At 66.2% G+C, this 25,091-nt stretch carries 26 protein-coding genes and 1 pseudogene; 8 read left to right on the forward strand and 19 right to left on the reverse strand.

Features of this window, described 5'->3' with window-relative positions; translation table 11 throughout:
* Window positions 1-5: 5 nt before the first annotated feature.
* The 10 genes from A5724_RS12400 to eltD are packed head-to-tail and all read right to left on the reverse strand — an operon-like array spanning window position 6 to window position 11,429.
* Window positions 6-1,046 carry an ABC transporter permease gene (locus A5724_RS12400; RefSeq protein ID WP_067801547.1) on the reverse strand — a complete coding sequence of 347 codons (1,041 nt, stop codon included), beginning with the start codon at window positions 1,044-1,046 and terminating at the stop codon, window positions 6-8.
* Window positions 1,043-2,590: a sugar ABC transporter ATP-binding protein gene (locus tag A5724_RS12405; RefSeq protein WP_067801942.1), complete on the reverse strand. Its 1,548-nt coding sequence runs from the start codon at window positions 2,588-2,590 to the stop codon at window positions 1,043-1,045. The genes A5724_RS12400 and A5724_RS12405 overlap by 4 nt, the downstream gene beginning before the upstream one ends.
* A gap of 2 nt (window positions 2,591-2,592) precedes the next feature.
* Complete coding sequence (locus A5724_RS12410; RefSeq protein WP_067801549.1) at window positions 2,593-3,081, reverse strand: ribose-5-phosphate isomerase; 489 nt, start codon at window positions 3,079-3,081, stop codon at window positions 2,593-2,595.
* A complete protein-coding gene (gene derK / locus A5724_RS12415; protein WP_067801552.1) occupies window positions 3,078-4,832 on the reverse strand; it encodes a D-erythrulose 4-kinase in 1,755 nt (584 codons plus the stop codon). The genes A5724_RS12410 and derK overlap by 4 nt, the downstream gene beginning before the upstream one ends.
* Window positions 4,829-5,956, reverse strand: a complete 1,128-nt coding sequence (locus tag A5724_RS12420; protein WP_067801555.1) for an ABC transporter ATP-binding protein — start codon at window positions 5,954-5,956, stop codon at window positions 4,829-4,831. The genes derK and A5724_RS12420 overlap by 4 nt, the downstream gene beginning before the upstream one ends.
* On the reverse strand, window positions 5,953-7,062 hold the full coding sequence (locus A5724_RS12425; RefSeq protein WP_067801559.1) for an ABC transporter ATP-binding protein: 1,110 nt from the start codon (window positions 7,060-7,062) through the stop codon (window positions 5,953-5,955). The genes A5724_RS12420 and A5724_RS12425 overlap by 4 nt, the downstream gene beginning before the upstream one ends.
* Entirely contained in the window at window positions 7,062-7,931 is an 870-nt protein-coding gene (locus tag A5724_RS12430) for a carbohydrate ABC transporter permease (protein ID WP_067801561.1), read from the reverse strand. The genes A5724_RS12425 and A5724_RS12430 overlap by 1 nt, the downstream gene beginning before the upstream one ends.
* Before the next feature lie 3 nt (window positions 7,932-7,934).
* Window positions 7,935-8,891, reverse strand: coding sequence for a carbohydrate ABC transporter permease (locus tag A5724_RS12435; protein ID WP_067801564.1), 957 nt, complete (start codon window positions 8,889-8,891; stop codon window positions 7,935-7,937).
* A 14-nt stretch (window positions 8,892-8,905) separates the two neighbouring features.
* Entirely contained in the window at window positions 8,906-10,312 is a 1,407-nt protein-coding gene (locus A5724_RS12440) for an extracellular solute-binding protein (protein WP_156752249.1), read from the reverse strand.
* A gap of 28 nt (window positions 10,313-10,340) precedes the next feature.
* On the reverse strand, window positions 10,341-11,429 hold the full coding sequence (gene eltD, locus A5724_RS12445) for an erythritol/L-threitol dehyrogenase (protein WP_067801567.1): 1,089 nt from the start codon (window positions 11,427-11,429) through the stop codon (window positions 10,341-10,343).
* Window positions 11,430-11,579: 150 nt separating this feature from the next.
* Here eltD and A5724_RS12450 point away from each other — a divergent pair, with 150 nt between their 5' ends.
* A complete protein-coding gene (locus A5724_RS12450; protein WP_067801570.1) occupies window positions 11,580-12,626 on the forward strand; it encodes a sugar-binding transcriptional regulator in 1,047 nt (348 codons plus the stop codon).
* Window positions 12,627-12,631: 5 nt separating this feature from the next.
* Window positions 12,632-13,414, forward strand: coding sequence for an SDR family NAD(P)-dependent oxidoreductase (locus tag A5724_RS12455; protein ID WP_156752250.1), 783 nt, complete (start codon window positions 12,632-12,634; stop codon window positions 13,412-13,414).
* A 2-nt stretch (window positions 13,415-13,416) separates the two neighbouring features.
* Here the strand turns inward: A5724_RS12455 and A5724_RS12460 are convergent, their stop codons facing one another.
* Both A5724_RS12460 and A5724_RS33715 read right to left on the reverse strand, forming a co-directional pair.
* Window positions 13,417-14,898: an FGGY-family carbohydrate kinase gene (locus A5724_RS12460; RefSeq protein WP_067801576.1), complete on the reverse strand. Its 1,482-nt coding sequence runs from the start codon at window positions 14,896-14,898 to the stop codon at window positions 13,417-13,419.
* Between the two features lie 113 nt (window positions 14,899-15,011).
* Window positions 15,012-15,149, reverse strand: a pseudogene (locus A5724_RS33715) (hypothetical protein); the annotation flags it as partial.
* 58 nt (window positions 15,150-15,207) lie between these two features.
* Between A5724_RS33715 and A5724_RS12465 the strand changes: the two are divergent.
* Window positions 15,208-16,137, forward strand: a complete 930-nt coding sequence (locus A5724_RS12465) for a LysR family transcriptional regulator (RefSeq protein ID WP_067801579.1) — start codon at window positions 15,208-15,210, stop codon at window positions 16,135-16,137.
* Here A5724_RS12465 and A5724_RS12470 read toward each other — a convergent pair.
* From A5724_RS12470 to A5724_RS12490, 5 genes are all read right to left on the reverse strand, one after another.
* The gene (locus A5724_RS12470; RefSeq protein ID WP_156752252.1) at window positions 16,134-16,355 is read right to left on the reverse strand and encodes a hypothetical protein; all 222 of its coding nucleotides are present in this window, start codon (window positions 16,353-16,355) and stop codon (window positions 16,134-16,136) included. The genes A5724_RS12465 and A5724_RS12470 overlap by 4 nt on opposite strands.
* A gap of 44 nt (window positions 16,356-16,399) precedes the next feature.
* Window positions 16,400-17,713 (reverse strand): MFS transporter, encoded by a 1,314-nt coding sequence (locus tag A5724_RS12475; protein WP_067801584.1) that lies wholly within the window; start codon window positions 17,711-17,713, stop codon window positions 16,400-16,402.
* Window positions 17,714-17,747: 34 nt separating this feature from the next.
* The gene (locus A5724_RS12480; protein WP_067801587.1) at window positions 17,748-17,981 is read right to left on the reverse strand and encodes a hypothetical protein; all 234 of its coding nucleotides are present in this window, start codon (window positions 17,979-17,981) and stop codon (window positions 17,748-17,750) included.
* Entirely contained in the window at window positions 17,968-18,198 is a 231-nt protein-coding gene (locus tag A5724_RS12485; RefSeq protein ID WP_067801591.1) for a DUF6400 family protein, read from the reverse strand. Before A5724_RS12485 ends, A5724_RS12480 begins: the two co-directional genes overlap by 14 nt.
* A 64-nt stretch (window positions 18,199-18,262) precedes the next feature.
* Complete coding sequence (locus A5724_RS12490) at window positions 18,263-19,675, reverse strand: xylulokinase (protein ID WP_067801594.1); 1,413 nt, start codon at window positions 19,673-19,675, stop codon at window positions 18,263-18,265.
* A gap of 51 nt (window positions 19,676-19,726) precedes the next feature.
* On the opposite strand from A5724_RS12490, the gene A5724_RS12495 reads away from it, so the two are divergent.
* From A5724_RS12495 to A5724_RS12515, 5 genes are all read left to right on the forward strand, one after another.
* Complete coding sequence (locus A5724_RS12495; RefSeq protein ID WP_156752261.1) at window positions 19,727-20,488, forward strand: tat pathway signal sequence; 762 nt, start codon at window positions 19,727-19,729, stop codon at window positions 20,486-20,488.
* Between the two features lie 30 nt (window positions 20,489-20,518).
* Window positions 20,519-21,067: a dihydrofolate reductase family protein gene (locus A5724_RS12500; RefSeq protein ID WP_067801600.1), complete on the forward strand. Its 549-nt coding sequence runs from the start codon at window positions 20,519-20,521 to the stop codon at window positions 21,065-21,067.
* Window positions 21,068-21,114: 47 nt separating this feature from the next.
* Window positions 21,115-21,624: a DUF6328 family protein gene (locus A5724_RS12505; protein WP_197518640.1), complete on the forward strand. Its 510-nt coding sequence runs from the start codon at window positions 21,115-21,117 to the stop codon at window positions 21,622-21,624.
* A gap of 36 nt (window positions 21,625-21,660) precedes the next feature.
* Entirely contained in the window at window positions 21,661-22,515 is an 855-nt protein-coding gene (locus A5724_RS12510; protein WP_067801603.1) for a DoxX family protein, read from the forward strand.
* Between the two features lie 64 nt (window positions 22,516-22,579).
* A complete protein-coding gene (locus A5724_RS12515) occupies window positions 22,580-23,071 on the forward strand; it encodes an RDD family protein (RefSeq protein ID WP_067801606.1) in 492 nt (163 codons plus the stop codon).
* Between the two features lie 9 nt (window positions 23,072-23,080).
* Here A5724_RS12515 and A5724_RS12520 read toward each other — a convergent pair whose 3' ends face one another.
* Both A5724_RS12520 and A5724_RS12525 read right to left on the reverse strand, forming a co-directional pair.
* On the reverse strand, window positions 23,081-24,556 hold the full coding sequence (locus A5724_RS12520) for a GntP family permease (RefSeq protein WP_067801609.1): 1,476 nt from the start codon (window positions 24,554-24,556) through the stop codon (window positions 23,081-23,083).
* Window positions 24,556-25,071: a gluconokinase gene (locus tag A5724_RS12525; RefSeq protein WP_067801611.1), complete on the reverse strand. Its 516-nt coding sequence runs from the start codon at window positions 25,069-25,071 to the stop codon at window positions 24,556-24,558. The genes A5724_RS12520 and A5724_RS12525 overlap by 1 nt, the downstream gene beginning before the upstream one ends.
* Between the last annotated feature and the right edge of the window lie 20 nt (window positions 25,072-25,091).

Raw genomic sequence — 25,091 nt, forward strand, 5'->3', positions numbered from 1 at the left:
GTGATTCAGGTTCCGACCCTGCGGCGCGAGGACCACACGTCGACGGCGACGGCCGCGACGATCAGCACGCCCTTGATCACGTCCTGCCAATAGGCCGGGACGACAAGGATGTCCAGGCCGTTGTTGAGGGTTTGAATCATGAACAGGCCGAGCGCGGTACCCCAGATGGTGCCCCGCCCGCCCATCAGGCTGGCCCCGCCGATGACCACCGCGGCGATGGCGTCGAGTTCGTAGCCCTGACCGAGGTTCGGCGGTCCTGATATCACCCGCGAGGCCAGCATCACGCCGGAGATGCCCGCCAGCAGACCGGAGAAGGCGTAGACACTGAACAGCACGTTCTTGGTGTTGATACCGGCGATCTCGGCGGCATTGCGGTTGCCGCCGACCGCGTAGACCCGCATGCCGTAGGTGGTGCGCTTCATCACCACCGCCAGCGCGACGATGCCGATGATCATCAACAGCACCGGGATCTGCAATCCGAGGATCTTGGTGTTGGCGATCGACCCGAATTCGGCGGGCAACCCGTTGATGGGCGCGCCGCCGCCGATGACGTAGGCCATTCCGGACCCGGCGGTCAGAGTGCCCAATGTCGCGATGAACGGGGGAACATTGATGCGCGACACCAGGATTCCGTTCAGACAGCCGACCGCGAGCCCGACGACCATCGCGACCACGACGGTCAACCACACCTGCCCCGGGTTCGCCTTGGCGGTGGCTGCCGCGGCCATCGCCGACACCGCGATCACGCTGCCGACCGAGAGGTCGATGCCTCCGGTGAGGATCACCAGTGTCTGCCCGAGCGCGATGAGCGCGAACGGTGCGGCGGCGACCAGAATGGTGACCAGGTTGTCGACAGTGCTGAATCGCACACTGCGGTAACTGAAGTAGGCGATGACAAGCAGCATCACCAGCACCATCGCGTAGCGCAGCGCCAAGCCTGCGAACCATGCGCGCGAGAACAGCCGCACCGGCTCACCGGTGGCCGGCGAGGCCACACTGCGAGCCCGCACAGATGCGGTCTCTTCGCTGTCGAGTTGGGTGGTCACGAGGCAGCCTCCTGAGTTGTGTCGGCCTGCAGGCTGGGTGATGGTGCATCCAGGGCGGTGGCCAGACGGAAGACGGATTCCTGGACTGCTGGATGGTCCAGTGCGTCACGGTCGAGTTCGCCGACCAGCTCGCCGGCGCGCATGACGAATGCCCGATGCGACAGGCCGACGATCTCTGGCATATCCGATGACGCCATCACCACCGCCATGCCGTTGGCGGCGAATTCGGTGATGATGCGGTAGATCTCGCTGCGGGCGCCCACGTCGACGCCGCGGGTGGGTTCGTCGAGGAGCAGCACGTTGACCTCGCCGGTCAGCCACCGGGCCAGCACCACCTTCTGCTGGTTGCCTCCTGACAGCGTGCCGACCTCCTGACCGAGTCCGCGGCTGCGCAGGCGCACCGACGTCATCACGTCCGAAACAGCTGCGGTGCGGGCCTTTCCGCGGAGCCAGCCGGCCAGCGAGAACGAGGACAGTCGCGGCAGCGAACCGTTGTCGAGCACGCTCATCGACAACACGGCACCGTTGAGTTTGCGGTCCTCGGGCACCATCGCCATGCCGGCGGTGATGGCGGCGGCGGGTTGGTTGCGTTTGACCGGCTTGCCGCCGACGAGCACCGAGCCGGCCGTGCTGCGCCGTGAGCCGAAGATGGCCTCGAGCAGTTCGGTCCTGCCTGCGCCGACCAACCCTGCCAGGCCGACGATTTCGCCGGCGCGCACGTTGAACGAGACCGGTCCTGCGGCGCCCACGACTTCCAGATCGCGGACCTCGAGCACGGCGTCGGTGCCGGGTTGCGGTCGTTGGGGGAACAGGGTGTCGAGTTCGCGGCCGATCATCGCGGTGACGATCTCGTCGTCGGACACGTCGGCGATGGGGGTGTCCAGGATCAGCCCGCCGTCGCGCAACACCACGACGCGGTCGGCGATGGCGCGGATCTCAGCCATCTTGTGCGTGGTGTAGACCATCGCGACGCCCTGGTCGCGCAACCGGCGCACGATGCGGTAGAGCCCTTCGACCTCGCGTTCGGAGATCGCCGACGTCGGCTCGTCGAGCATCATCACCCGTGCGCCGGTGCGGGCAGCCTTGACGATCTCGACGATCTGTCGCAACCCGACGGGCAGGCTGCCCATTCGCGCTGTCGGCGAGATGCTGACGTCGAACAACCCCAGCGTCTGCCTCGCCTCGGCGATCATCGCGCGGCGGTTCAGCAGCGGTCCGCGCCGCAGTTCCCGCCCGACGAACATGTTCTCGTAGACCGTCATGTCCTCGATGGAGGCGAGTTCCTGCGGGACGATGGCCACGCCGTGGCGGACGGCGTCGCGGGGGCTTCCTGCCGTCAGGGTGGTGCCGGACACCGATACGGTGCCGTCGTCGGGGCTGTACTGACCGCTGATGATCTTCATCAGCGTCGACTTGCCTGCGCCGTTCTCACCAGCCAGCGCGGTCACTGTTCCTGGCTCGAGGCGTAGGCTCACACCTTTGAGGACCGGTACGCCGCCGAATCCCTTTGTGATCGACGAACATTCGAGAAGCGTCTCGGTCATCGTCATCCTGCGCTGGCCTGCGTGGCCGGCTCGTACTCGCCGATGGCCTCCACCTTTCCCGCCGACGCGCTCTGCGGATCGAACTCGTAAGCCAGCCATTCGCGGGCCAGTCGCCTCGCAAGTTCGAGGCCGATGACGCGTTGTCCGAAACACAGCACCTGCGCGTTGTTCGACAGCACCGAACGCTCGACAGAGAAGCTGTCGTGCGCAGTGACGGCCCGAATGCCGGGCACCTTGTTGGCGCTGATCGCCACGCCAAGACCGGTCCCGCACACCAACAGTGCGCGGTCCGCGTTGCCTTCGGCCACGACGCGGGCCGCTGCGACCGCAACATGCGGGTATGCGGTGTTGTCGTCGGCGCCGACACCGACGTCGATGACCTCGGCGACGCGGTGGTCGGCGAGCAGGTCGCCCTTGAGGGCTTCCTTGTATTCGTATCCGGCGTCGTCGGCGCCGACCACGATCCGCAGACCTGCGGAGTGTTCTGTCATGTCAGGGTTTCTCCTTTGGAGGTCAAGGTGAAGCAGTCGGCGACGGTGACGACGCACATGGCGAGTGAGGTGGCCCCCGCGTCCGGTGTTCCGACGCTGCGGTCGGCGAGCGGCCTTGCCCTGCCGATCTTCGGTCGCATGTCGGCGGTGCCGCGCGCGGCGTCGGTCGCGACGTCCGCGGCAACCGCCCACGCCTGCTGCCACGGTGTGCCGTCGCCGACGCGTCGCTCGAGATCCTCGACGAACGGCAATAGCGCGTCGAGCATCGTCTTGTCTCCCGGTGCGGCGCCGCCGAGTTGGATCAGCGCGTCGTAGCCGGCCCGCACGCCGGCCGCGATGGTGCGCCCGTCCGGTCTTCCGATGTCGCCCAACCGCGTTCCGAACGCCTTGAGCAATGCGCCCCACAGCACGCCGGACGTGCCACCCGCCCTGGCCGCCCACTGTTCGCCTGCGACCGTCAGAACCGAACCTTGTCCTGCGCCTGCGTCGACCGCGCTCAGGGCCGCGTCACGTGCCGCGGTGGCCCCTCTGACCATGCCGCGGCCGTGGTCGCCGTCGCCTGCCACCGCGTCCAGGCGGCCGAGTTCCTCTTCCGCCGCGGTCAGCGCCTCCGCCATCGCCTCCAACGCCCGCGCCACCAATCGGCCGCCCGCGCGGCCGTCGCCGTCCGACAGTGACGCCAAATCCGGTGTCGGCGTGGTCGTTTCAGCGGTGCCGCTGTCGGTACGCCGCTCCCCTGCGGCGGCGGACACGTCGGCGGGCCCCTTCTTGTAGGCGGGCGTGTCAGCGGGCGCCTTCCAGTAGCGTTCGAGTTCGTCGTCGAGCCACATCACGGTCAGCGAGCACCCCGCCATATCGAGGCTGGTCACCAGTTCCCCCACCTCGGGCTCGACCAGTTGATAGCCGCGCTCGCGAAGGAGTCGCGCCACCTCACCCCACACCACGAACAATTCTTCGTATTTGGTGCGGCCGAGTCCGTTGAGTATCACCGCAATCCGACGAGACGTCGCATCCTCGTTGTCGCCGAGCACACCGTCGACCAATGTGGCGGCCAGCCCGGCCGCCGTCGGCATGTCCCGTTCCTCGACTCCGGGTTCGCCGTGGATGCCGAGCCCCAGCCCCATCTTGCCGTGCGGGACGGTGAACAGCGGGTGATCCGCGCCGGGCAGGGTGCAGCCGTCGAACGCCACCCCCAGCGTGCGGGTCGCTGCGTTCGCCTTCTCGGCAACCCGGACCACGCCGGCAAGGTCGAGTCCTTCTTCGGCCGCCGCACACGCGGACTTGAAAACGGTGACATCCCCGGCGATGCCGCGGCGCTTGCTCTCCTCCCCCTTCGGGGCGCTGGCGACGTCGTCGGTCACCGCGAAGTAGTGCGCCTCGATCCCTTCGTCGCGCAACTGTGTGGCAGCAAGGCTGAAGTTCAACACGTCACCGGCGTAGTTCCCGGTCGTCAGCAACACGCCCGCATCGCCATGTGCCGCGCGCGCCACCGAGACGGCCTCCTCGGTCGACGGTGAGCTGAACACGTTGCCGACCACAGCGCCGTCGGCGAATCCGGGTCCAACCGTTCCGCAGAACGCCGGATAGTGCCCGGACCCGCCGCCGATCACCACTGCGACCTTGCCCGGCCTGGTCTTGTGTGCGCGCACCACGCCGCCAGGCACGCCAGTGACGTACTTGGCGTAGGCGTCCAGGAATCCGACGAGCATGTCGTCGCTGAAGCGGGCCGGGTCGTTGAAAAGCTTGGTCATCGCAGGCGCTCTCCGGTCTCGGCGTCGAACAGGTAGACGCGTTCCGGTGGCGCCGTGACCACCACGCGCTGTTCGGGCTCATACGATTCGGACGCAGGGGTCTGCACGATGATTCCTTCCTCCATGCCTGCGACAGTGCTGGTCGCCAGTCCGAACTCCAGCAGATGCTCGAAGTACGCGACGGTGGCGGTGATCCCCTTCTCCGCGGCCGAGGTCAGCGCGCAGTCCTGCGGGCGGATACCCACCGTGACGCGCGCCCCGTCGGCCACATGCTTGGCATTTGTCTCCAAACCGCCTGCGCCTGAGCCGATCTCGACTCGCACCCGGCCGTTGTCGACCTTTGCCACCCCGCGCAGCACGTTGATCTGTGGTTCACCGACGAACTGTGCGACAAACAAGTTCGCCGGATCGTCGAACACCTCGTCGGGAGTGCCGAACTGTTGCACGACGCCCGCATCCATCACCGCGAGGCGGTCCGCGAGCGACAGCGCCTCGACTTGGTCGTGGGTGACGACGATGGTGGTGTAACCGAATTCCCGCTGCAGTACCTTGAGTTCGCGACGCACCCGTTGCCGCGCCGACGCGTCGAGGTGCGACAGGGGCTCGTCGAGCAAAAGCACCGGTGGGTTACGCACCAGCGCGCGAGCCAGAGCGACGCGCTGCTTCTGACCGCTCGACAGCCCGGCAGGGCGCAGTTCGAGCATGTCGTCCATCTCGAGCCTGCGGCTGATCGCGGCGACCATCTGCTCGGCGCCCTTCACCTTCCTGGCCTTGAGTCCGTACAGCAGGTTCTCCCGTACCGACAGCGGCGGGTACAGCGCGTAGCTCTCGAAACCCACGCCGATACCGCGTTTGGCCGCCGGAAGGCCGGACACCTCCCGCTCGCCGATGCGGATGGAACCGCTTGTCACGGTTTCCAATCCGGCGATCATCCGCAGCGTGGTGGTCTTTCCGCAGCCCGACGGCCCGAGCAGAGCCACCAACTCGCCGGGTTCGATCGCGAGGTTGATGCCCTTGACCGCGGTCACGCTTTCCCGTCCACGCGACGCATACGTCTTCACCAGGTCGGTCAGCGTGAGGCTTTGTGCGGTGCCGGTGCTGGGCTTCTCGACGGTGGCGGTCACTGTGCTACCTCCAGCGTGTCGTTCGCGTTCAGTCGTGGACTGTCTCCCTCGCCTGCGGCGAATACGTGCACGTCCGAATCGGCGACACTCAACCCGACGTGCGCCCCTTCGCCGACACCTTCGCGGCCGGAGGCCAACACGATCACCTGCGTGCCCGCGACGTCGACGGTGAGTTCGATGTTGCGACCCAACCGCTCGGCCAGCACCACGCGTCCGCGGATTGCGGCCGAGTCCGGATCGGCGACGTGAACATCGCAGGGCCGCAGGCCCACCCGCACCCGATCGCCCCTGTCGCAGCGGACGCCGCCGGGCACCGGCACGTCGAACGAACCGTCGCCCAACCGGATTCGATCGTCGTCGACGACTCCGTCGAGCAGGTTGATCTCCGGCTGGCCCAGCGCGCGCGCGACAAAGGTATCCGCCGGCCGACGCCAGATCTCCTCGGGGCTGCCGATCTGGATCAGCTTGCCCGCACGCATGACCGCGATGCGGTCGCCGAGCGCGAGCGCCTCCTGATAGTCGTGCGTGACGTAGAGAGTGGTGGTGTTCGACATCGCGCCGAGTTGTTTGAGTTCGGCCCGCATCGACGCCCGCAGCTTGGCGTCCAGGTGGCTGAGCGGCTCGTCGAGCAGGTAGATGTCGGCGGGCCGCACCAGCACCCGTCCCAACGCCACCCGCTGCCGCTGACCGTTGGACAGCTCGCGCGGAAAACGCTTGAGCAGGTGGTTGATTCCCAACGTCGTGGTCACCTGGTCGATCCGCTCGGTGCGTTGCCGCTCGGTGTACTTGCCGGTGCGACCGGATTTCAGCGGCGAGGCGAGGTTCTCGCTGACGGTCTTCTGCGGATACAGCGCATAACTCTCGAACGCCATCGCGACGTTGCGGTGATAAGGCTCGACGCGCGTCACGTCGGTGCCACCGATCGCGACCGTGCCGCCGTCGACGTCGATCAGACCCGCGACCGATTTCAGCGTCGTGGTCTTACCTGCACCGCTGGGGCCGAGGATGACGAAGAATTCGCCGTTGTCAATGTCGACCGATATGCCGTCGACGGCCTTCGTCTTGCCGTACGACTTGTGCAGATCGGTGATGCTCACCGTTGCCATCAGGCTTTCACCGCCCCGAACGACAGGCCCCGTACCAGGTAGCGCTGAATGGTCAGCGCCAGGATCAGGGGCGGGAGTGCGGCGATGATCGCCGCCGCGGCGGTCAGGTTGTAGTAGGCCTGCCCACCGCCGCCGAGGAACTTCGTGATGGCGACCGTGACGGTGGCGGCGTTGGTGTCGGCCAGGATCAACGGGAACACGTAGTTGTTCCACGCAAAGATGAAGGCCAGCAGCGCCGCGGCGGCGATGCCTGGACGCACGATAGGCAGCGCAACCATCAGGAACGCCCGTGTCCGGGTATAGCCGTCGAGCAGCGCGGCCTGCTCGAGATCCTCTGGCAGATCCTGGAAGTACGATCGCAGGATCCACACCACCAGCGGCATCGTCACCAACTGCAGCACCCAGATCATGCCGACCTTGGTGTCGAACAGTCCGATCTGGTTGTAGATCACGAACAGCGGCACGATCACCATCAGCTCCGGCGCGAACCGGAAGGACAGCATCTGGAACATCAGGTCCTCGCTACCGCGGTAGCGCCACCGGCCCGCGGCGTAGGCCGCCGGAATGCCGATCACCAGCGAAACAATCACCGCGCCACCGCAATTGATGAGACTGGTGATCAGCGACGACTTGAAGTCGACGCTGGTCAGCTGAGTGCCTTTGTCGCTGACCACGGTCGCGAAGTTGGACCAGGTGGGGCTGAACTGAAAGTACGTGGTGGTCTGTTGCTGGTCATTCTTCAACGCCAGCAACAACATCCAGGCGATCGGGAAGAGCGAGAACAGGAACCAGAAGACCAACCCGACGTCCGCGGCGGCGGCGCCGATGGAGAAGCGCTTCTGGCCGGGCAGTAGTTCTTGTTTGGCCATGGTCTACGACTCCGCTCCGGCAGCACGTCGCTGCGCCTTGCCGAGCACGCTCACCAGGTAGCGCGCGGTGATGAACACGATGATCCACAGCAGCAGCATGTAGGTGCTGCCGCGGGAGTAGTCGAGGTTGATGATCGAGTCCTCGAAAGCGCCGATCTGCAGGGTGCGGGTGGCCACCCCGGGTCCACCTGCGGTCAGCACGTAGATGTGGTCGAACACCTTCAGGTTGTCCATGAACCGGAAGATCACCGCGACCAGGATGTAGGGCCACAGCATCGGCAGCATCAGCTTGCGGAACATGTACAGCCAGCTGGCGCCGTCGACCTCGGAGGCTTCGAACGGCTCCTTGGGCAGCGACCGGATACCGGCCAGCACCAGGATGGCCACGAACGGAGTGAAGATCCAGGTGTCGACCAGGATGACCGACATCAAGGCGGTCTTGCCGGACAGCCAGTCGAAGGTACTGCCAAGGCCGAGAACGTGATTCAGGATGCCGAACTGCGGGTTGAACATCAGCTTCCAGATCACGCCCGCGATCACCGGCGCAATCATCAGCGGAACGATCAGCACCTTCTCGAAAACCCGTCCGATGGTGCTGGACCGGTTGAGCAGCAGCGCCAGCCCGACACCGAGCACCGTTTCGATCGCGGTCGCCGCGACCGCGAAGATGCCGGTGACCTTCACGCTCTGCCAGAAGACCTGGTCGCCCAGAACCGATTTGAAGTTGTCGAACCAGACGAAATGCGGGTTGGGATTGACCGCGGCGTAGTTGAGGAACGCGTAGTACGCGCCCAGCACGAACGGGTAGAGGATGCCGATGACGATCACCAGAGCCGGGATCGACAGCAGGTAGGGCCGCAACCTGCGGCGCCACTGCGGAACCTCGGGCAGCACTCGGCGCGCGGTGGTGTCGGATGTCTCGGGAGCGGACTGGGAGATCTTGGATGTCTGGGTTGTCATGGTGCGCCGGACTCCTACAGATTGACCTTGGAGGTGTTGGTCTTGGCGAGGCTGCGCAGCCGCGACGCGGTATCTGCCCCGCCGTAGATGTCTTGCAGCGCGACCGCCCAGTTCTGAGTGGTGTCGAAGAACTTCTTCTGCGGGGTGAACTGGATCTTCGACGATCCGATCACGGTCTCGAACGCCTCGAGGTAGCCGAACTGGTCGGCGGCCACGCGCTTGAACGTCGTGTCGAACACGGACTTACGGACCGGGTCGGCGTACGTGCCGCCTTCGACGGCCTTGTTCAACGAGTCTTTGCCTGTCGCCCATTGGATGAATAGCCAGGCGGGCAATTTGTTGCGGGAGTTGGCGCTCATCGCCCAACTCCACGTCCAGAGGTTGGTCTTGTAGTTGCCGTCGGGACCGGCCGGACCCGCGTACCAGCCGAGGTTGCCCGCCTGCGCGCTGGCGCCTGCCTTGTTCTTCGGGTAGGTGGCACTGTCTGCGTCGTAGACCATCATCGCCGTGCCGTCGCCGAGATCCCCTGTGGCGTTGGGGTACTCGTACGACGTCCAAGAGGTCGGGCCCGCCTTGTGTTGCATCTCGATCCACTTCTTGGTGAAGTCGATCGCCTTGTCGCTGTCCATCTGCGCGACCAGGTCCGAACCGTTGAACGTGTAGTCCACCGCGCCTTCGCGCACGTACTGCGTCATGAACCCGGGGTGGATGGTCGCCCAGGATTTCGACCCGCGGGTCGCGATGCCGTAACGGTTCTGTGAGCGGTCGGTCAGGTCGACGGCCAATTGGATGAAGTCGTCGAACCGGTCCGGCAGTTTCTTGATGCCACGCTGGTCGAAATACTTTTTGTTGTAGGCGACTACGTTGTTCTCGAATCCCCACGGGATCGCCCACTGTCCACCGGTGCCCAGCGGGTTGCCGGTGGTGAAATCCCAGCGCGTCGAGGTGCGCAGCCCTTCGAAGATGTCCTCGAAGTCATAGTCGGGTCCGGTGGCCGACGAGTTCTTCAGCCAGGGGTCGAGGTTCTCTATCCAGCCGGCCGGTCCGTACTGCCAGATGAAGTACGCACCGAGCATGAACGCGTCGTGCTTACCGGTCCCGCCCGCCAGTTCGGTGTTCAACTTGGTGAAGTAGTCGGCCTCCGGCACCAGGTCGACGTTGACGTTGATCCCGGTGAGTTCGGTGAACTCCTTCAGCAGCGGCTGGTAGGACTTCTGGTAGGGGTGCGGGGTCTGCAGGATGTTGATAGTCGACCCGGCGGCCTTCTTCCAGTCGAATCCGCCGGTTACTTCCCCAGCCCCGTTGGGCGCGTTCGCCTTTCCCCCAACGCCGCATGCCGACAGCACCGGCAGGCTCACCGCCGCCATGCCGGCAAGGCCCATGGCGGCGAGCATGTCGCGGCGCGACAGTTCTCGACTCATCTCTCGTCCTCCGTTTCGGCGCGATCGATCACGCCGGAATCAGCGAGACCTTCACCGACTCCTTGCCGCTGGCGACCAGGTCGAGCCCCTTCTGGAATTCGGTGAGCGGAAACTGATGTGTGCAGATCTTGTCCATCGGCAGCACCCCGGACTCGATCATCTTGATCGCGGCGGGCCAGCAGTACGGGCCGAGGTGCGCGCCGAGCACGTCGAGTTCCTTGTCGTCGCTGATGATGCTCCAGTCGACCGAGGCCTCGCTGCCGAAGACGCCGTACTCGACGTAGCGGCCGAGCTTGCGTAACACGTTGAGTCCCTGGGAAACCGCGGAGGGATGGCCGGTTCCCTCCAGATACACGTCGGCGCCGTAACCGTCGGTAAGGTCCTTGATCACGCTGACGGGATCCTGCTCGGCGATGTTGATCGTGAGGTCGGCGCCGCAGGCCTCGGCCAGCTTGAGCTTCTCCGGGGCCATGTCCAGAGCGATGACCCGCATCGAGTTCTTGGCCTTGGCCCCGGCGACCATTCCGAGGCCGATCGGTCCGCATCCCGCCACCACGACGGTGTCTTCGAAGGTGATCTGCGCGCGCTCGACGGCGTGCAGTGAGCACGACAACGGTTCTGCGAATGCTGCGTGGTGTGCAGGAATATCACCAGAAACCTTGTGCACCAACGCTTCCGCCGGATACACCATATAGCTCGCCATCGCTCCGGGGGTGCGCCGCTTGAAGCCATAGAGGTCGTGCGGTTGGCACATGTGGTACTGGCCGCGCTTGCAAAACCGGCATTCCCAGCACGGCACGATCTGCTCGGAGACCACCCGGTCGCCGACGGTGATCCCCCACCGCGCGGCGGCGGCGTCGTCGAGTGCGACCACCCGGCCGGCGAACTCGTGACCGGGAATCACCATGGTCTCGGCCCAGGCGGGACGATTCTCGTCACCCCAGAACTTCGCCGCGCCGTGGTAGCACTTCAGGTCGCTGGCGCAGATGCCGACCGCCTCGACCTTGATCAGCGCTTCGCCGGGGCCGACGGTGGGAACCGCCACCTCCTCGAGGCGATAGTCGTGCGGCCCGTGGCAGACCACGGCCTGCATCTTCTCGGGGACTTGGTCGGACATCTGCAACTCCTTCGATGTCGGTGAACCGGCCGATCACAGCGCGGTATCGCTGTGGTTGCAGTCACACTAAAACAGCTCGTGCACAAATGTCCAGAACAAATGTTCATAGAAATTTCGCGCCGAACACATGTGCAGTGTCATACTCGTCACGTGCCAGGGCCCGCGCACTCCACCCAACCGGACGGCGTCGACGCCGCCGTCTCTGAAGTCGACGCCGGACATTTCCAACCGTCGTTGCTGTATGCGGCCGCCAAGCTCTACTACACCGAAGAGGCCACCCAGGCCGAGGTCGCCGCACAACTCGGCACCAGCCGAGCCACCGTCAGTCGGCTACTCGCCGAGGCGAAACGACGCGGCATCGTGCGCATCGAAGTAGTGCCGCCCGAAGAGGTCGCGACCAGCGACCTTGCCGATCGGCTTGTCCGTGCGCTGTCGCTGACCACGGTGTATCTCAGCCATCCGCTGCCCGCGCCCGGCGCAGGCCGCACGATCGTCGACGTGATGGGCGCCGCGCTGGCACCCGCCGTCGGCCGGGCGCTGGCGGCCGCCGGGCTATTGCCGGGCGACGTGCTGCTGGTGTCGTCGGGCCGCACCGTCTACGAAGTGGCGCAGTACGAACTGGCATCGCTGCCCGGCGTGCTGGTGGCGCCGACGGTCGGCGGCAACGACCAGCCCGAGGAGTGGTACCAGACCAATGAGATCACCCGCCGGGTCGCCAACCGGGTGGGCGGCAGGCCGAACTATCTGTTTGCGCCCGCCTTGCCGGGACCGGACCTGTACCCGTCGTTGTTGAAGGATCCGAGCATCCAGCGGGTGCTGCATCTGTGGCCGCGCGCCCGCTGCGCGCTGATGGGCGTCGGTGCGCCGCCGCTGATGCGTTCGGACATTCCCCGTTTCGTACCAACGGATTCCACATCGCTGCGCTCGGCCGTCGGCGACGTCTGCTCGCGGTTCTTCGACCGTGCCGGTGACGAAGTCGACTTCGAGGGCCGCGAACGCCTGATCGCCGTCGAGCTCGAGGCTTTGCGCCACGTCCCAGTCACCATCGCGGTGGCGGTCGGTCAGGAGAAGGTCGACTCCATCGTCGCGGGTGCGCGCGGCGGCTATTTCAACCAGTTGGTGACTGATCCGGTGACCGCGACGGCCATCCTGGCCAGCGTGGAGGCCGACGACAGGCCTGCGAAAGGTAAAGCGTGACAACGATGACCGAACGGCGCTACGCGGGCGTCCTACGCCTCGATGGCAAGCGCACCCTGATAACCGGCGCAACCAAGGGCATCGGCGCCGACATCGCGAAGGCGTTCGCGTCGGCAGGCGCCCACTTGGTGCTCAGCGGCCGCGACGAAGACGAGTTGGCCGCCGCGAAGACCGCGTTGACCGCCGAATTCGGAGCCGAAGTGCGCACTGCCGTAGTGGATCTGGCCGATCCCGAGGGCGCCGCACAACTGGCTGAGGTTGCCCGCGACGCGTTCGGCGGCCTCGACGTGCTGGTGAACAACGCCGGTATCTCCCATCCGCAATCGGTGTTGCAGACGGATCCGGCGCAGTTCGATGCGACGATCGCGGTGAACCTGCGGGCCCCTGCGCTGTTGGCGTCGGCGGTCGGCGCCGCCATGGTCGAACAGGGCACCGGCGGATCCATCATCACTGTGGCGTCGGCGGCGGCGTTGGCCCCGCTGCCCGACCACTACGCGTACTGCGCCTCCAAGGCCGGGCTCGTCATGGCGACCAAGGTCCTGGCGCGCGAACTGGGCCCGTACGGCATCCGCGCCAACTCTGTGTGCCCGACAGTGGTGCTCACCGAGATGGGCCAACGCGTGTGGGGCGAGGAGACCAAGGCCGCGCCGATGCTCGCTCGAATCCCGTTGGGACGCTTCGCCGTACCGCAGGAGGTATCCGACGCCGTGGTCTGGCTGGCCTCCGACGCGGCCAGCATGATCAACGGTGTCGACATCCCCGTCGACGGCGGCTACACGATGGGCTGACGCTATGCGGAATCGGTTTCGGCAAGCCTGTGCACCTGGTCACGGGTGGCCGGGTACAGCTCCCGCCACGTCGCGTACAGGCCTTCGTAGAGTTCCCGGTTGCGCGCGTCCGGTTTGATCTCGCGCGCGATTTTCGCCCAATCGGTGTCCGGCTCCACCAGGCCGACGCCGATGCCTGCCAGCAGCGCGTCGCCGTAGCTGGCACCGATGGCCTGCTCGGGTACGAGTTGCGGGCGTCCGGTGATGTCGCTGACCGCCTGCGCCCACACCGGGCTGCGCAGCCCGCCACCGACGGCCACCGTCCGCGACGCGCTGTGGGCGTCGTCGAAACGCTCCAGGATCTGCCGGATGCCGAATGAAATCCCTTCGTAGGCAGCGCGGAACAGATGTCCGCGGCCGTGGCGCAAGGTCAGGCCGGCAACGACGCCGCGAGCCCGCGGGTCGAAGACCGGCGTCCGCTCGCCCGCCAGATACGGCAGCACCAGCAGCCCTTCGCTGCCCGGTGGCACGTGCTGCGCCTCGGCGGTCAGGTCTTCGAACGATGGTCCGCCCGTGACCTTTTGCAACCACGCGATCAGACTGCCCGCTGTGGACGTGCCTGCCGCGAGCGCCAAGCTGTTGTGCTCGATGCCCGTGGTTGTCCACAGCGTCGGGTCGCTGTGGTACTCGTCGATGATCTGCACCAGGAACATCGTCGAGCCGTACATCAGCATCTGATCCCCTGGCTGCCGCACGCCGACCGAGAACGCCTCGGAGTAGGCGTCGACGGTGCCAGCCGACACCGGCGTGCCGACGGGAACTCCCGTGGCCTCGGCGGCCGCTGCGGTGACGAAGCCGACCACGTCGCTCGGCCACACCAGCCGTGGCAGCGGCAACCGTCCGCAGATGCGTTGCGCCCATTCGTGATTCCAGTCGAACTCACGCGTGGCATACAGCGGGTCGCACTGGCTGGCGGTGTGGTGATCCATCACGTATTCACCGGTCAGCTTGGCGGCGATGTAAGAGTTCGAGCCGTACCATCCGGCGGCTCTGTCGAACACGTCGGGTTCGTGGCGCCGGACCCACTCCAGCTTCGGGCCGACGGCCTGACTCGACAGCAGGGTGCCTGCCCGGTCCAGGATGTTCTGCTCGCCGAGTTCGGCGGTCAATGACTCGATTTCCGCCGTGGCCCTGGTGTCGATGCCGTAGAGGATGGCCGGCCGCAGTGGCCGCAGGTCGTCGTCGCAGAGAACAAGGCACGGCCCGACGCCGCTGACACACATTCCAGCGAGCGACGCACCGGCGGGCAACTTGGCCATCAGCGAAGCGCTGATGGCACACACCTCGCGCCACCACAACCCCTCGGCGTCCACCTCCGCCCACCCGGGCCGCGGCAGATCCATCGTGTGGGGAATCGCCTCCGACGCCATGATCGAACCGGTGGTGTCGACCAAGACACCCTTCGTGCTCCCGGTTCCAATATCGATTCCGAGCAGCAAGTCCACGCGACAACCCTACGTGGTCCTCAGCCACGTCACAGTGCACCGTCGGGAAACGAATCTGTGCTGAGGACAGCGAATGTCTATCGCATTGCCATCGGGTCAGCAGTCCCGCGCTGTCAGCTGTGAAGCGCCATATCACGGTTTGCCTCCATCAGTTTCAGCCACACCTCACTGATCGTCGGGAAGCACGGCACCGCGTGCCACAGTCGGGCCAGCGGGACCCGGGCGGCGACCGCGATGGTCGCGGAGTGCAGACCGCGAATCCGATCATTCGGTTTCGCACTGTTCACGGATGCTGAACAATCACCGGTGATGGACACCCGTCGCCTGCAACTGCTGCTGTCGCTGTCCCGGCTCGGTTCCATGCGAGCCGTTGCCGAGACACACCACCTCACCACGTCCAGCGTGTCGCAGCAGATTGCCGCCCTGGCTAAGGAAACCGGGGCGCAACTCATCGAACCCGCGGGACGGCGGGTGCGACTCACCCCCGCCGGACAGCGCCTCGCCGAGCATGCGGTGACGATTCTGGCTGCTGTCGACAGCGCCCGCCTCGACCTCGACCCGGACGCCGATCCCGCCGGGACGGTCCGCGTGGGTGGATTCGCGACCGGGATCCGGCTTTCGTTGCTGCCGATCGTCGCCGAGCTCGCCGAGGAGTTCCCGAAAGTGCGGTTCGTGATCAGCGAGTACGAGCCCATCGAGGCGTTTGCGCTGTTGACCGACGACGACTTGGACCTAGCGCTGACCTATGACTACAACCTCGCACCGGCGTCGCCGAGTCCGGTGCTGGAAACCGTTGCGCTGTGGTCCGTCCCGTGGGGTCTCGGTGTTCCCGCAGACACTGCCGACGGACCCGCGGATATCGCCGAGTACGCGAATCGGACGTGGATCGTGAACTCCCGCAACACCGCCGACGAAGATGCCGTGCGCACGCTGGCGTCGCTCGCCGGATTCGTCCCGCGTATCGCGCACGAAATCGACAGTCTGGAATTGGTCGAGGATCTGATCGTCGCCGGTTTCGGCGTCGGGCTGCTACCTGTCGGCAGGCCGACGTCTGCCGGCGTCAAGGTGCTACCGCTGTCCGAGCCTCAGGTGGTCCTGACCGCCTATGCGGTCACCCGTCGCGGTCGCGCGACGTGGCCACCGCTGCGCACCGTGCTCGACCGGATGCGGCAGCGGCCCGGCACCGAACTGCCGCAACCGAAATGGCCGCGCCCAATCCCCGAAACAACCAGGGGCTAACCGCTTGCCTCCCTGACGGCCTCGACGTCCCCACGCCGGACATCGACGGTGAATCGCTTAGGTCCCCAGCCCGTGGCAAGTGAGAAGTGAACCTTCTTGGGTTTGCCGAGGACGGTGGTGGACTCGACAGTCCCGACGGACCCGACCGGGACCTCGGGGACATTCATGCCCTCGATCCGGCGGCGGGCGATGATCGAATCTCCTTTGCGATAGCGCAATTCAGTTACCCCCAAAGGCTCCGAGTGCTCGACAGCTCGCACAACTATGTTGGCAACTTCGACTGTTCCAACGCAACCGAATTGTGGCGGATGGGTGTCTGAACGGCCAGCATGCCGGCGAGGCCGAGGGCCAGCACCACACAGATTCCGCCCATGCCGGCGCGGTCCGTGTCGAAGACGTCGATGAACGTCGAAAACAACCATGGCGCAAGAAAAGACACCGCCCGACCGGTCGTGGTGAACAGGCCAAATGCCACGCCTTCCTTGCCGTCAGCCGAGATCCGCAGCATCAACGTGCGCGCCGACGCCTGGACCGGGCCGATGAACAGGCACAACAACAGACCGCACACCCAGAACGCGGCGGGCCCCGAGAGCGCCATCAATGTGAGCGCAACGGTGAGCATCGCAAACAACGATCCGACGATCACCGGCTTCGACCCGAGTCGGTCGTCGAGCAGGCCGCCGCCCACCGCGCCGATAGCGGCGATCACACTGGCGCCGACACCGAACAACAGCACGTTGGCCGCCGAGATCCCGTACACCTTGACGCCGAGCACCGCGCCGAAGGTCGCGACGCCGGTGATCCCGTCGCGGAACACCGCGCTGAAAAGCAGGTAGTAGACGACGTTGCGGTCGCGCCGCCACTCACTGACGATCTCCGTCCACAGTGTCCGGTATGCGCCGAGGAATCCGACCGACTCCCGTCGCTCTCCCACCGGTAGCGCGGGCACGGCGATGAACACCGGAAGCGCGAACACGGCGAACCAGACGGCCGCCAGCAGGACCGCCGCTCGCACATTCTGCCCGTCGGCGCCAGGCAAACCCAGGAGTCCGTGCACGTCGCCGCCGCCGGAGATGAAGCCGAAGTACACGATCAGCAGCAGCAGGACGCTGCCGAAAAACCCCATCCCCAAACCGAATCCGGAGACCCGCCCGGCGCTCTCGGTGCTCGACACCTGCCGCAGCATCGCGTTGTACGGGACGGTCGCCAGGTCGTTGCACGCCGCGGTGCAGGCCAGCAGGACCAGACCGGGTAGCAGGTAGTGGTAGTCGTCGCGGATCAGACTCATCGCCGCCGTCAGCAGCACCGCCGCGCCCGTCAACATGGCCAGAACCCGGCGCCGCCGCCACGGTGCGTCGACCCACACCCCCGTGACAGGCGCCAGCACGGCCACCACCACGCCGGCGACAGCCAACGCCCGCCCGAGCCAACTGGCAGCACTGGTGTGTCCCGGCAGATCCTGGCCGACGCTGCTGGTCAGATAGACGGAGAAGACGAACGTCACCACGATCGCGTTCACGCCGGTCGCGCCGAAGTCCCACAGCGCCCAGGACGCTTGCGACCACCGGCGACTCATGATCGCCCACCATATACAGGCAGTTGGCTGGGTCTCAGGCGGCCTTGTAGCGACGGACCGTGCGCTTGCGGGTGTCGGTGGACCACAGCGTGGCGCAGTTCGGGCACTGCAGGTGCACCACCGTCGCCTGACTGCTCAGCAGGTATTGCCAGTGCGACGCGCAGTTCGCCGCACTCTGGCACTCGACACAATCTGCGCCCTGATCGCAGTTCGGACACGGCAGCCACGCGCGGCGGCACGGGTCGGCGGTCGGATCAATCGGCAACACGGTTGGCCGTCCGATCTGGCAGCACGCCGGCAGCGACGAGTTCGTCGTAGATCCGCTGCTGCTCATCGTCGAGATCGGAGTACAGCATGTCGTAGGCCTTCTCCTCCTCGGCCAGTACGGCGACCGGATCCCAGTCGTCGCCGATCGCTTCGAGTACCGCGGCACGCCGTCGACCCTCGTCAAGGGTGAGATCGTAGGAGAACTCAAAGTCGGGCATTGCGGCCAGAGTTCCCGACGATCGTTAGCCCAAGCAATGACCTAGGTCACGTTCCCGACTTGACCTACATCACAGCGCTTCGTTGCCCCAGCGTCAGGGGTTGCGCGGCGAGGTATTGGTCGATCACATCCGGTGTCGGGTCGGCAACGTAGGACGCCGTCGACTGCGCCGACCACCGAGGCGGCGAATCCTGTTCCGAGACAATCCATGCCGCCTGTCTGGCGGCCCCGATCGCGACGTACTCGGCGGGCGTGGGCACGTGTACCGGTGTGCCCAGCACCGCAGGCGCGATACGGCGCACCGCTTCTGAGCGCGCTCCCCCGCCGATCAAGATGATGCGCTGGACGTCGACACCCTGGGCGGTGATCTTGTCGATGCAGTACGCCATGGAGGCCAGCAGACCCTCGACGGCGGCACGAGCCACGTTGGCGGGCAACAGATTACGGGTCGTCACGCCGTGCAGCGCGCCTGCCGCGTTGGGTAGGTTCGGCGACCGTTCGCCTTCCAGGTACGGCACCAGGGTCAGCCCTTCGGCACCCGCGGGGGCCGACAGCGCCAGCTTGTCCAGTTGATCGAAGTCGACGCCGAGCATCTTCGTCACCGCCGCCAGCACCGGCGCCCCGTTGAGGGTGCACACCAGCGGTAGCTGACGTCCAGTGGCGTCGGCGAATCCGGCGACGATGCCCTCGGCGTCGTGGGGTGCGGCCTCGCCCACCGCGCTGACCACCCCGGACGTGCCAAGGGAAACGATGCAGTCGCCGGTCGCGGCGCCGAGGCCCAGCGCCGCCGCGGCGTTGTCCCCTGCGCCAGGTCCCAGGACGGCTCCAGTCCGCGTCTGGCCGGCAGCGTCCCTGGGGCCAAGCACGGTGGGTAGCGTTGGCCGTCGCCCGCGCGTCGCCAACTCGAGTAGATCGGGTTGATAGCTGTCGGTCTCCGAGGAGAAGTACCCGGTGCCGCTCGCATCGCTGCGGTCGGTGCGCAGCGTGGTGATGTCCGTCGACCCGCTCAACCGCCACGTCAGCCAGTCGTGCGGCAGACACACCGCAGCCGTCATGTCCGCGTGCGCGGATTCGTGGTCGGCCAGCCACCGCAGCTTCGTCGCGGTGATGGCGGCCACCGGGACCACTCCGATTCGCTTCGCCCACTCGCCGGGTCCGCCGAGTTCGTCGACGAGCGCCGCCGCCGCGTCACTGGATCGAACGTCGTTCCACAACAACGCATCTCGGACCACAGTGCCGTCACCATCCAAGCACACCATGCCGTGCTGCTGGGCGCCTACCGAGATTGCCGCGACGTCGTCGAGGCCGCCGACGGCGGTGATGCTGGCCTCCAACGCAGCCCACCACAGCTGCGGATCGATTTCGGTGCCGTCGGGATGCGGCGACGACGCGGACCGCACGATCTCACCGGTATCCGCATCGCAGACAACCACCTTGCAGGACTGGGTGGACGAGTCGATTCCCGCAACGAATGCCACGCCTGCGAAGCTACTACGGTGCGACGGCTTCTTGTCACCATCCTGGCGGTCGTGGCCGCGGTGTCATTGACGCCCGTCGCGCATGCAGATGACGACGCCGCGGCCAGGATCGCCGCAGCGGATTCCTACCTGAGCACCCGGCCTGGCACCGTCGGCTACGTGCTGCGCGACCGCACGACGGGGGCGGTGTATCGCAACGCGCACGCCACCGATTCGGTGTGGACGGCGTCGACCATCAAGCTCGCGATGGTGGTCGACCTGCTCACCCGGCAGCGCGCGGGCGCGATCACCCTGACAGACAGCGACAACCGTCTGATCGGCGCGATGCTGCACTCGTCGGACGACGACGCTGCCGACACGTTGTGGGCGCGCTACAGCGGAGCGGATCACCAGGCCTTCAACAACGACTTCCCGTCCTACGGCATGACGGACCTGCGGCCGCAACGCGGCTACAGCAAGACGTATCCCTACTGGGGTTTCCAGAAGGCCACCCCGGACGATCTCGATCGGCTGATCAACTACACCCTGACCCAATTGGACCCGGCCGACACCGCGAGCATCGTCACCCAACTTCAACACGTCGACGCCGATCAGCAGTGGGGCGTATGGGGCGCCGGACCGGCGATGGCACCGGGCAACAAGGACGGCTGGTCGCTGGAGGACACCGGGTGGGTGATCAACACGGTGGGATTCGCGGGCCCTGGCCAGCGGTACACGCTTGCGGTGATGAACGACCTCGGCGGAGCGGGCGGCTACGCGGACGGCGTCGCCACCACCACGCATCTTGCGCAACTGTTGCTCTCGGGCCGATGAGTTGACCGCCCCTGCGCGGTCAGTACTCATATGCGAAAGCTCGTGATCACACAGAACATCACGCTCGACGGATCCATCGAGATGCTCGACGACTGGTTCGATCCGCTGCTGCAGGACGACGATCTCCTCGAGGAGTCGCATCGCCAGGATTCGCAGGCCGATGCGCTGCTGGTGGGCCGTCGCACCTTCGAGGACTTCCGGGGCTACTGGCCCCAGCAGACCGACGATCGCACGGGGGTGACCGCCTACCTCAACGACGTGGCGAAGTATGTAGTGTCCTCGACCTTGACCGACCCGGGCTGGCAGAACTCGACCGTGCTGACCGGCGACGCCGTCGAGCAGGCGAAGGCGCTGAAGTCGGAGGCGGGCAAGGACATCGTGCTGACCGGCAGCATTCAGTTGGCGCACGCGTTGATCGCCGGTGGCGTCGTCGACGAGTACCGGTTGTTCGTCTATCCCACCGTGCAGGGCCGTGGCCGCCGACTGTTTCCCGAAGGAACAACAATCGGCAGACTGCGACCGGTGCAACCGCCGAAGTCGTTCCGGTCGGGAATCACCTTGCTGCGCTACGCCGCGTGATTGCCGCCGTTCGGAGTAACCGCGGCACCCCGGACTGTCACACTTATCTGGTGTCGGACATCGAGCATCCCGAGGCCCAGAAATGGGATCGGGATCGCGACGAGACGGAAGCGCAACGACTGGACCGAAATTGGTCGAGTCTGCTGCAAGAACTGCGAGTCGCGCAGACCGGTGTCCAGTTGCTCACCGGCTTCCTTCTGACGCTGCCGTTCCAGCAACGATTCACCCAACTCGGCGACGTCATGCGTGGCGTCTACCTGGTCACCGTCGCGTGTTCGATAGGCGCCACCGTGTTGCTGGTCGCACCGGTGAGCATGCATCGACTGTTGTTCCGCAGGCACCGCCTCGACACGTTGGTCTCGGCCGCGCACACCTACGCGATGGTGGGTCTGGTTTTGCTGGGGGTGGCGCTCGCCGGCGTAGCGGTCGTCATCTTCGACGCGGTGGTGGGCGCGACCGAAGCTTGGGTGGCCGGAGGGGTGACCTTGGTGGCGCTGGCAGCGTTCTGGTACGCCATGCCGATGATCGGTCGACGCGACCGGAACAACCGCTACTGACGTTTGCGTCACGAGGGGTCGGGGAACTCAGGGCCCATGTTCATCCGACGAATCGCGCGCCCCATGCTGTCGGCAGTTTTCATCAGTCGCGGCATCGATGCTCTCCGCAGTCCCAAACCCGCGGCAGATGCGGCCCGTCCCACCCTAGAGGGCCTGAGCAAGCTGCCGGATCCGGTAGGCCCCAACGTCCCGTCCAACGCCGAAACGGTGGCCCGCGTCAACGCCGCGGTGGAGATCGGCGGCGGCTTGTTGCTCGCCAGCGGCAAACTACCGCGCCTGGCGTCCGCCGCGTTGGCCTTCACAGTGGTGCCGGGAAGCCTTGGCGGCCACGCGTTTTGGAGTGAATCTGACCCGCAGCGCAAAGCCGACGAACGTCGGGCGTTCCTGACCGACGTCAGCTTGATCGGCGGGCTGATCATCGCCGCGCTGGACACCGAGGGCAAACCGTCCCTTGGCTGGCGCGGACGTCGCGCGGCGCACAAGGTCACCGAGGCGGTGGGCGCGGCACTGCCGGTCGGCGCCGCAACCGGCGGGGCGCTGACAGATAGCGCCTTCGCCGAGAAGGTCGGACATGGCCTGCAGGTCGGGGCGGAACGCGGCCGCGAGTTGGCGCACGTCGCCCGCGAACGCGGCGCCGAGTGGGCCGAGATCGCCCGCGAACGCGCACCGGTCGTCGTCGAAGCGGCGCGTGAACGGGGTGCGGAATGGGCCGAAATCGCCCGCGAACGCGCACCGGTGTTGGCCGAGGCCGCCCGCGAGCGGGGAGCGGAATGGGCGGACATCGCCCGCGAGCGCGCGCCGGAGCTCGCCGAAACCGCCCGCGAACGCGCGGGCGAGTTAGCCGGCACCGCCCGGGCTCAGGCCGAGCAGCAGCGCCGCCGCTGGCGCTGACCTGCCGAATCACGTTGCGCGCCAATTTGCCTTGATATGCGCACGTGAGCGGTACATTTGCCGCATGACAAGCGGTGAGTATCAACCTCAACCCGGACAGTACGGGGAACCCGGCGGTTATTCGCGACCCGTTGGCCAGGAACCCGGTGGCCTGGTTCCGCGTTTCGTGGCGCGCTTCGTTGACGGCATCATCGTCAACGTCGTCGCGATCGTGATCGCCATCGCGATCGGCTCGTTGAACAATTACTGGGTGACCGGCCTGTTCTCCGGTCTGCTGATGTTCCTCTACTTCTTGGTGTTCGAATCGAGCCAGGGCTGGACGCCAGGCAAGAAGCTGCTCGGCTTGAGCGTGCACGGGCCCGGCGGCGCCCCCAAACCGGATCTGCAGCAGGCCGCGATCCGAAACGTCTGGACGCTGCTGAACATCGTGCCGTTCATCGGCGGTCTGCTGACCCTGATCGCGGTCATCGTGATCGCGGTGACCATCAACGGCAGTCCGACCAAACAGGGCAAGCACGACGAACTCGCCGGGGGCACCCAGGTGGTCAAAGGCTAGCTGCCGCCGTCAGATAAATATCCCGAGCAGCAACACCAGCACGAGGCCTGCCACCGACAGCACGGTCTCCATGATCGACCACGACTTGATGGTCTGGCCCACGGTCATTCCGAACAACTCCTTGACCAACCAGAAGCCGGCGTCGTTCACGTGTGAGAAGAACAGCGAGCCTGCACCCACGGCAAGCACCACCAAGGAGACCTGGCCGGTGCTCATGCCTTCGACGAGTCCGAGCATCAACGACGACGCGGTGATGGTGGCCACGGTTGCGGAACCCGTTGCGAGGCGGATCAATACGGCCAGCACCCAGGCCAGCAGGATGGCGGAGATGTTCGCGCCCTTGGCCCAGTCGGCGAGCAGTGTGCCGATGCCGCTGTCCACGAGCACCTGCTTGAAGCCGCCACCTGCCGCGACAATCAGGATGATGCCCGCCACCGGCGGCAGCGACGTCTCGATGCATTTGACGATCTGGTCGCGGGTCATCGCCGCGCCGCGGCCCAGAGTGAAGATGCCGACGATCACCGCGATCAGCAGCGCCATCAGTGGGCGGCCGAGGATGTCGAAGATCTGCCGCAGCAGGTTGGTCTCGTCGTCGATGAAGATGTCGGCCAACGCCTTACCCATCATCAGTCCGACCGGCAGCAGCACAGAGAACAACGTGATGCCGAAACTCGGCCGTTGCCGCTCGACCCGGGTGGCCGTCTTCGTCGTCGCGGCCTCCCCCTCGGCGACGTCTGCCGCGGTGACCACCGAGCCTGCGCCGCCTGCGCCGCGTGCGAAATCGTCGGCGTCGAACCGGTCGGGGACCTCGAGGACCACCCAGCGACCGGCCAGCCTGCCGAACAACGGGCCCGCGACGATCACCGTCGGGATCGCGACCAGGACACCCAACGCCAACGTGATGCCCAGATCCGCCTTCAACAGGTCGATGGCGGTCAGCGGTCCCGGGTGCGGCGGAACCAACCCGTGCATGGCGGAAAGGCCTGCCAGCGCGGGGATTCCGACCGTGATCAACGACAGTTGCGAGCGCCGCGCCACCAGATAGATCACGGGCATCAACAGCACCAGGCCGATCTCGAAGAACATCGGCAGCCCAATGATGGCGCCTACCAACGCCATTGCCCACGGCAGCGCCCGCGGCGATGCGTGTCCGACGATGGTGTCGACGATTTCGTCGGCGCCGCCGGAGTCGGCGAGCAGTTTGGCGAACATCGCGCCGAGGGCGATCAGGATGCCCACCCCGGCCGCGGTGGTTCCGAAGCCGTCCCCGAACGAGTCGAGCACGTCGCCGACGTTCTCCCCGGCGACGATGCCGACAGTCAGCGCACCGAAGATCAGCGCGAGGAACGGGTGCATCTTGGTGATCGTGATCAGCACGACGATGAGCGCGATGCCCGCGACCGCGGCCAGCACCAGCTGCCAACCGGCCGCGACCGGCTCCGGTAGCTCTGTGTCAGCCGCCAAGACAGTGAGTGCCGGATTCATCAGTTCTCCTGTTCCGTTGTGCGCGCGACGGATAACGCGACGTAGTTGTCGATGATGGAGTCGATGTTCTGGTCGACGTCGATGACGACGCCGCGTTCGTCGGGGGCCAGCGGTTCGAGCGTCGCGAATTGGGACGCCATCAGCGATGCGGGCATGAAGTGCCCGGGCCTGCTGGCCTGGCGCCTACCGATGACCTCGGGTGTGCCGGACAGATGCAGGAAGTCGACGTCCGGGCAATGACGGCGCAACTGGTCGCGGTACTTGCGTTTGAGAGCCGAACAGCTCATCACCCCGCCGTCGCGGCAATGCCCGGCGAGCCAATTTCCGATCGCTTCGAGCCAGGGGTAGCGGTCGTCGTCGTCGAGCGGTTCACCGGCCGTCATCTTCGCGATGTTGGCGGCCGGATGAAAGTCGTCGGCATCCGCGAAGGGAACCCGCAGGCGCTGCCCCAACGCCGCACCGACGGTCGACTTCCCGGAGCCAGAAACGCCCATGACGACGATTGGTGACGCCATTCTCTCCACCTACCCAGTTG

It is taken from the genome of Mycobacterium sp. ACS1612 (assembly GCF_001667505.1).
Classification (GTDB): domain Bacteria; phylum Actinomycetota; class Actinomycetes; order Mycobacteriales; family Mycobacteriaceae; genus Mycobacterium.

Excerpts from the sequence above, each read along its gene's own strand:
- A5724_RS12510 (WP_067801603.1), top strand. The coding sequence starts at position 21,661 with ATGTTCATCCGACGAATCGCGCGCCCCATGCTGTCGGCAGTTTTCATC.
- A5724_RS12455 (WP_156752250.1), top strand. The coding sequence starts at position 12,632 with ATGACCGAACGGCGCTACGCGGGCGTCCTACGCCTCGATGGCAAGCGC.
- derK (WP_067801552.1), bottom strand. The coding sequence starts at position 4,832 with ATGACCAAGCTTTTCAACGACCCGGCCCGCTTCAGCGACGACATGCTC.
- A5724_RS12405 (WP_067801942.1), bottom strand. The coding sequence starts at position 2,590 with ATGACCGAGACGCTTCTCGAATGTTCGTCGATCACAAAGGGATTCGGC.
- A5724_RS12465 (WP_067801579.1), top strand. The coding sequence starts at position 15,208 with ATGGACACCCGTCGCCTGCAACTGCTGCTGTCGCTGTCCCGGCTCGGT.
- A5724_RS12515 (WP_067801606.1), top strand. The coding sequence starts at position 22,580 with ATGACAAGCGGTGAGTATCAACCTCAACCCGGACAGTACGGGGAACCC.
- A5724_RS12500 (WP_067801600.1), top strand. The coding sequence starts at position 20,519 with ATGCGAAAGCTCGTGATCACACAGAACATCACGCTCGACGGATCCATC.
- A5724_RS12520 (WP_067801609.1), bottom strand. The coding sequence starts at position 24,556 with ATGAATCCGGCACTCACTGTCTTGGCGGCTGACACAGAGCTACCGGAG.
- A5724_RS12435 (WP_067801564.1), bottom strand. The coding sequence starts at position 8,891 with ATGACAACCCAGACATCCAAGATCTCCCAGTCCGCTCCCGAGACATCC.
- eltD (WP_067801567.1), bottom strand. The coding sequence starts at position 11,429 with ATGTCCGACCAAGTCCCCGAGAAGATGCAGGCCGTGGTCTGCCACGGG.
- A5724_RS12475 (WP_067801584.1), bottom strand. The coding sequence starts at position 17,713 with ATGAGTCGCCGGTGGTCGCAAGCGTCCTGGGCGCTGTGGGACTTCGGC.
- A5724_RS12525 (WP_067801611.1), bottom strand. The coding sequence starts at position 25,071 with ATGGCGTCACCAATCGTCGTCATGGGCGTTTCTGGCTCCGGGAAGTCG.
- A5724_RS12425 (WP_067801559.1), bottom strand. The coding sequence starts at position 7,062 with ATGGCAACGGTGAGCATCACCGATCTGCACAAGTCGTACGGCAAGACG.
- A5724_RS12485 (WP_067801591.1), bottom strand. The coding sequence starts at position 18,198 with ATGCCCGACTTTGAGTTCTCCTACGATCTCACCCTTGACGAGGGTCGA.
- A5724_RS12430 (WP_067801561.1), bottom strand. The coding sequence starts at position 7,931 with ATGGCCAAACAAGAACTACTGCCCGGCCAGAAGCGCTTCTCCATCGGC.
- A5724_RS12410 (WP_067801549.1), bottom strand. The coding sequence starts at position 3,081 with ATGACAGAACACTCCGCAGGTCTGCGGATCGTGGTCGGCGCCGACGAC.
- A5724_RS12440 (WP_156752249.1), bottom strand. The coding sequence starts at position 10,312 with ATGAGTCGAGAACTGTCGCGCCGCGACATGCTCGCCGCCATGGGCCTT.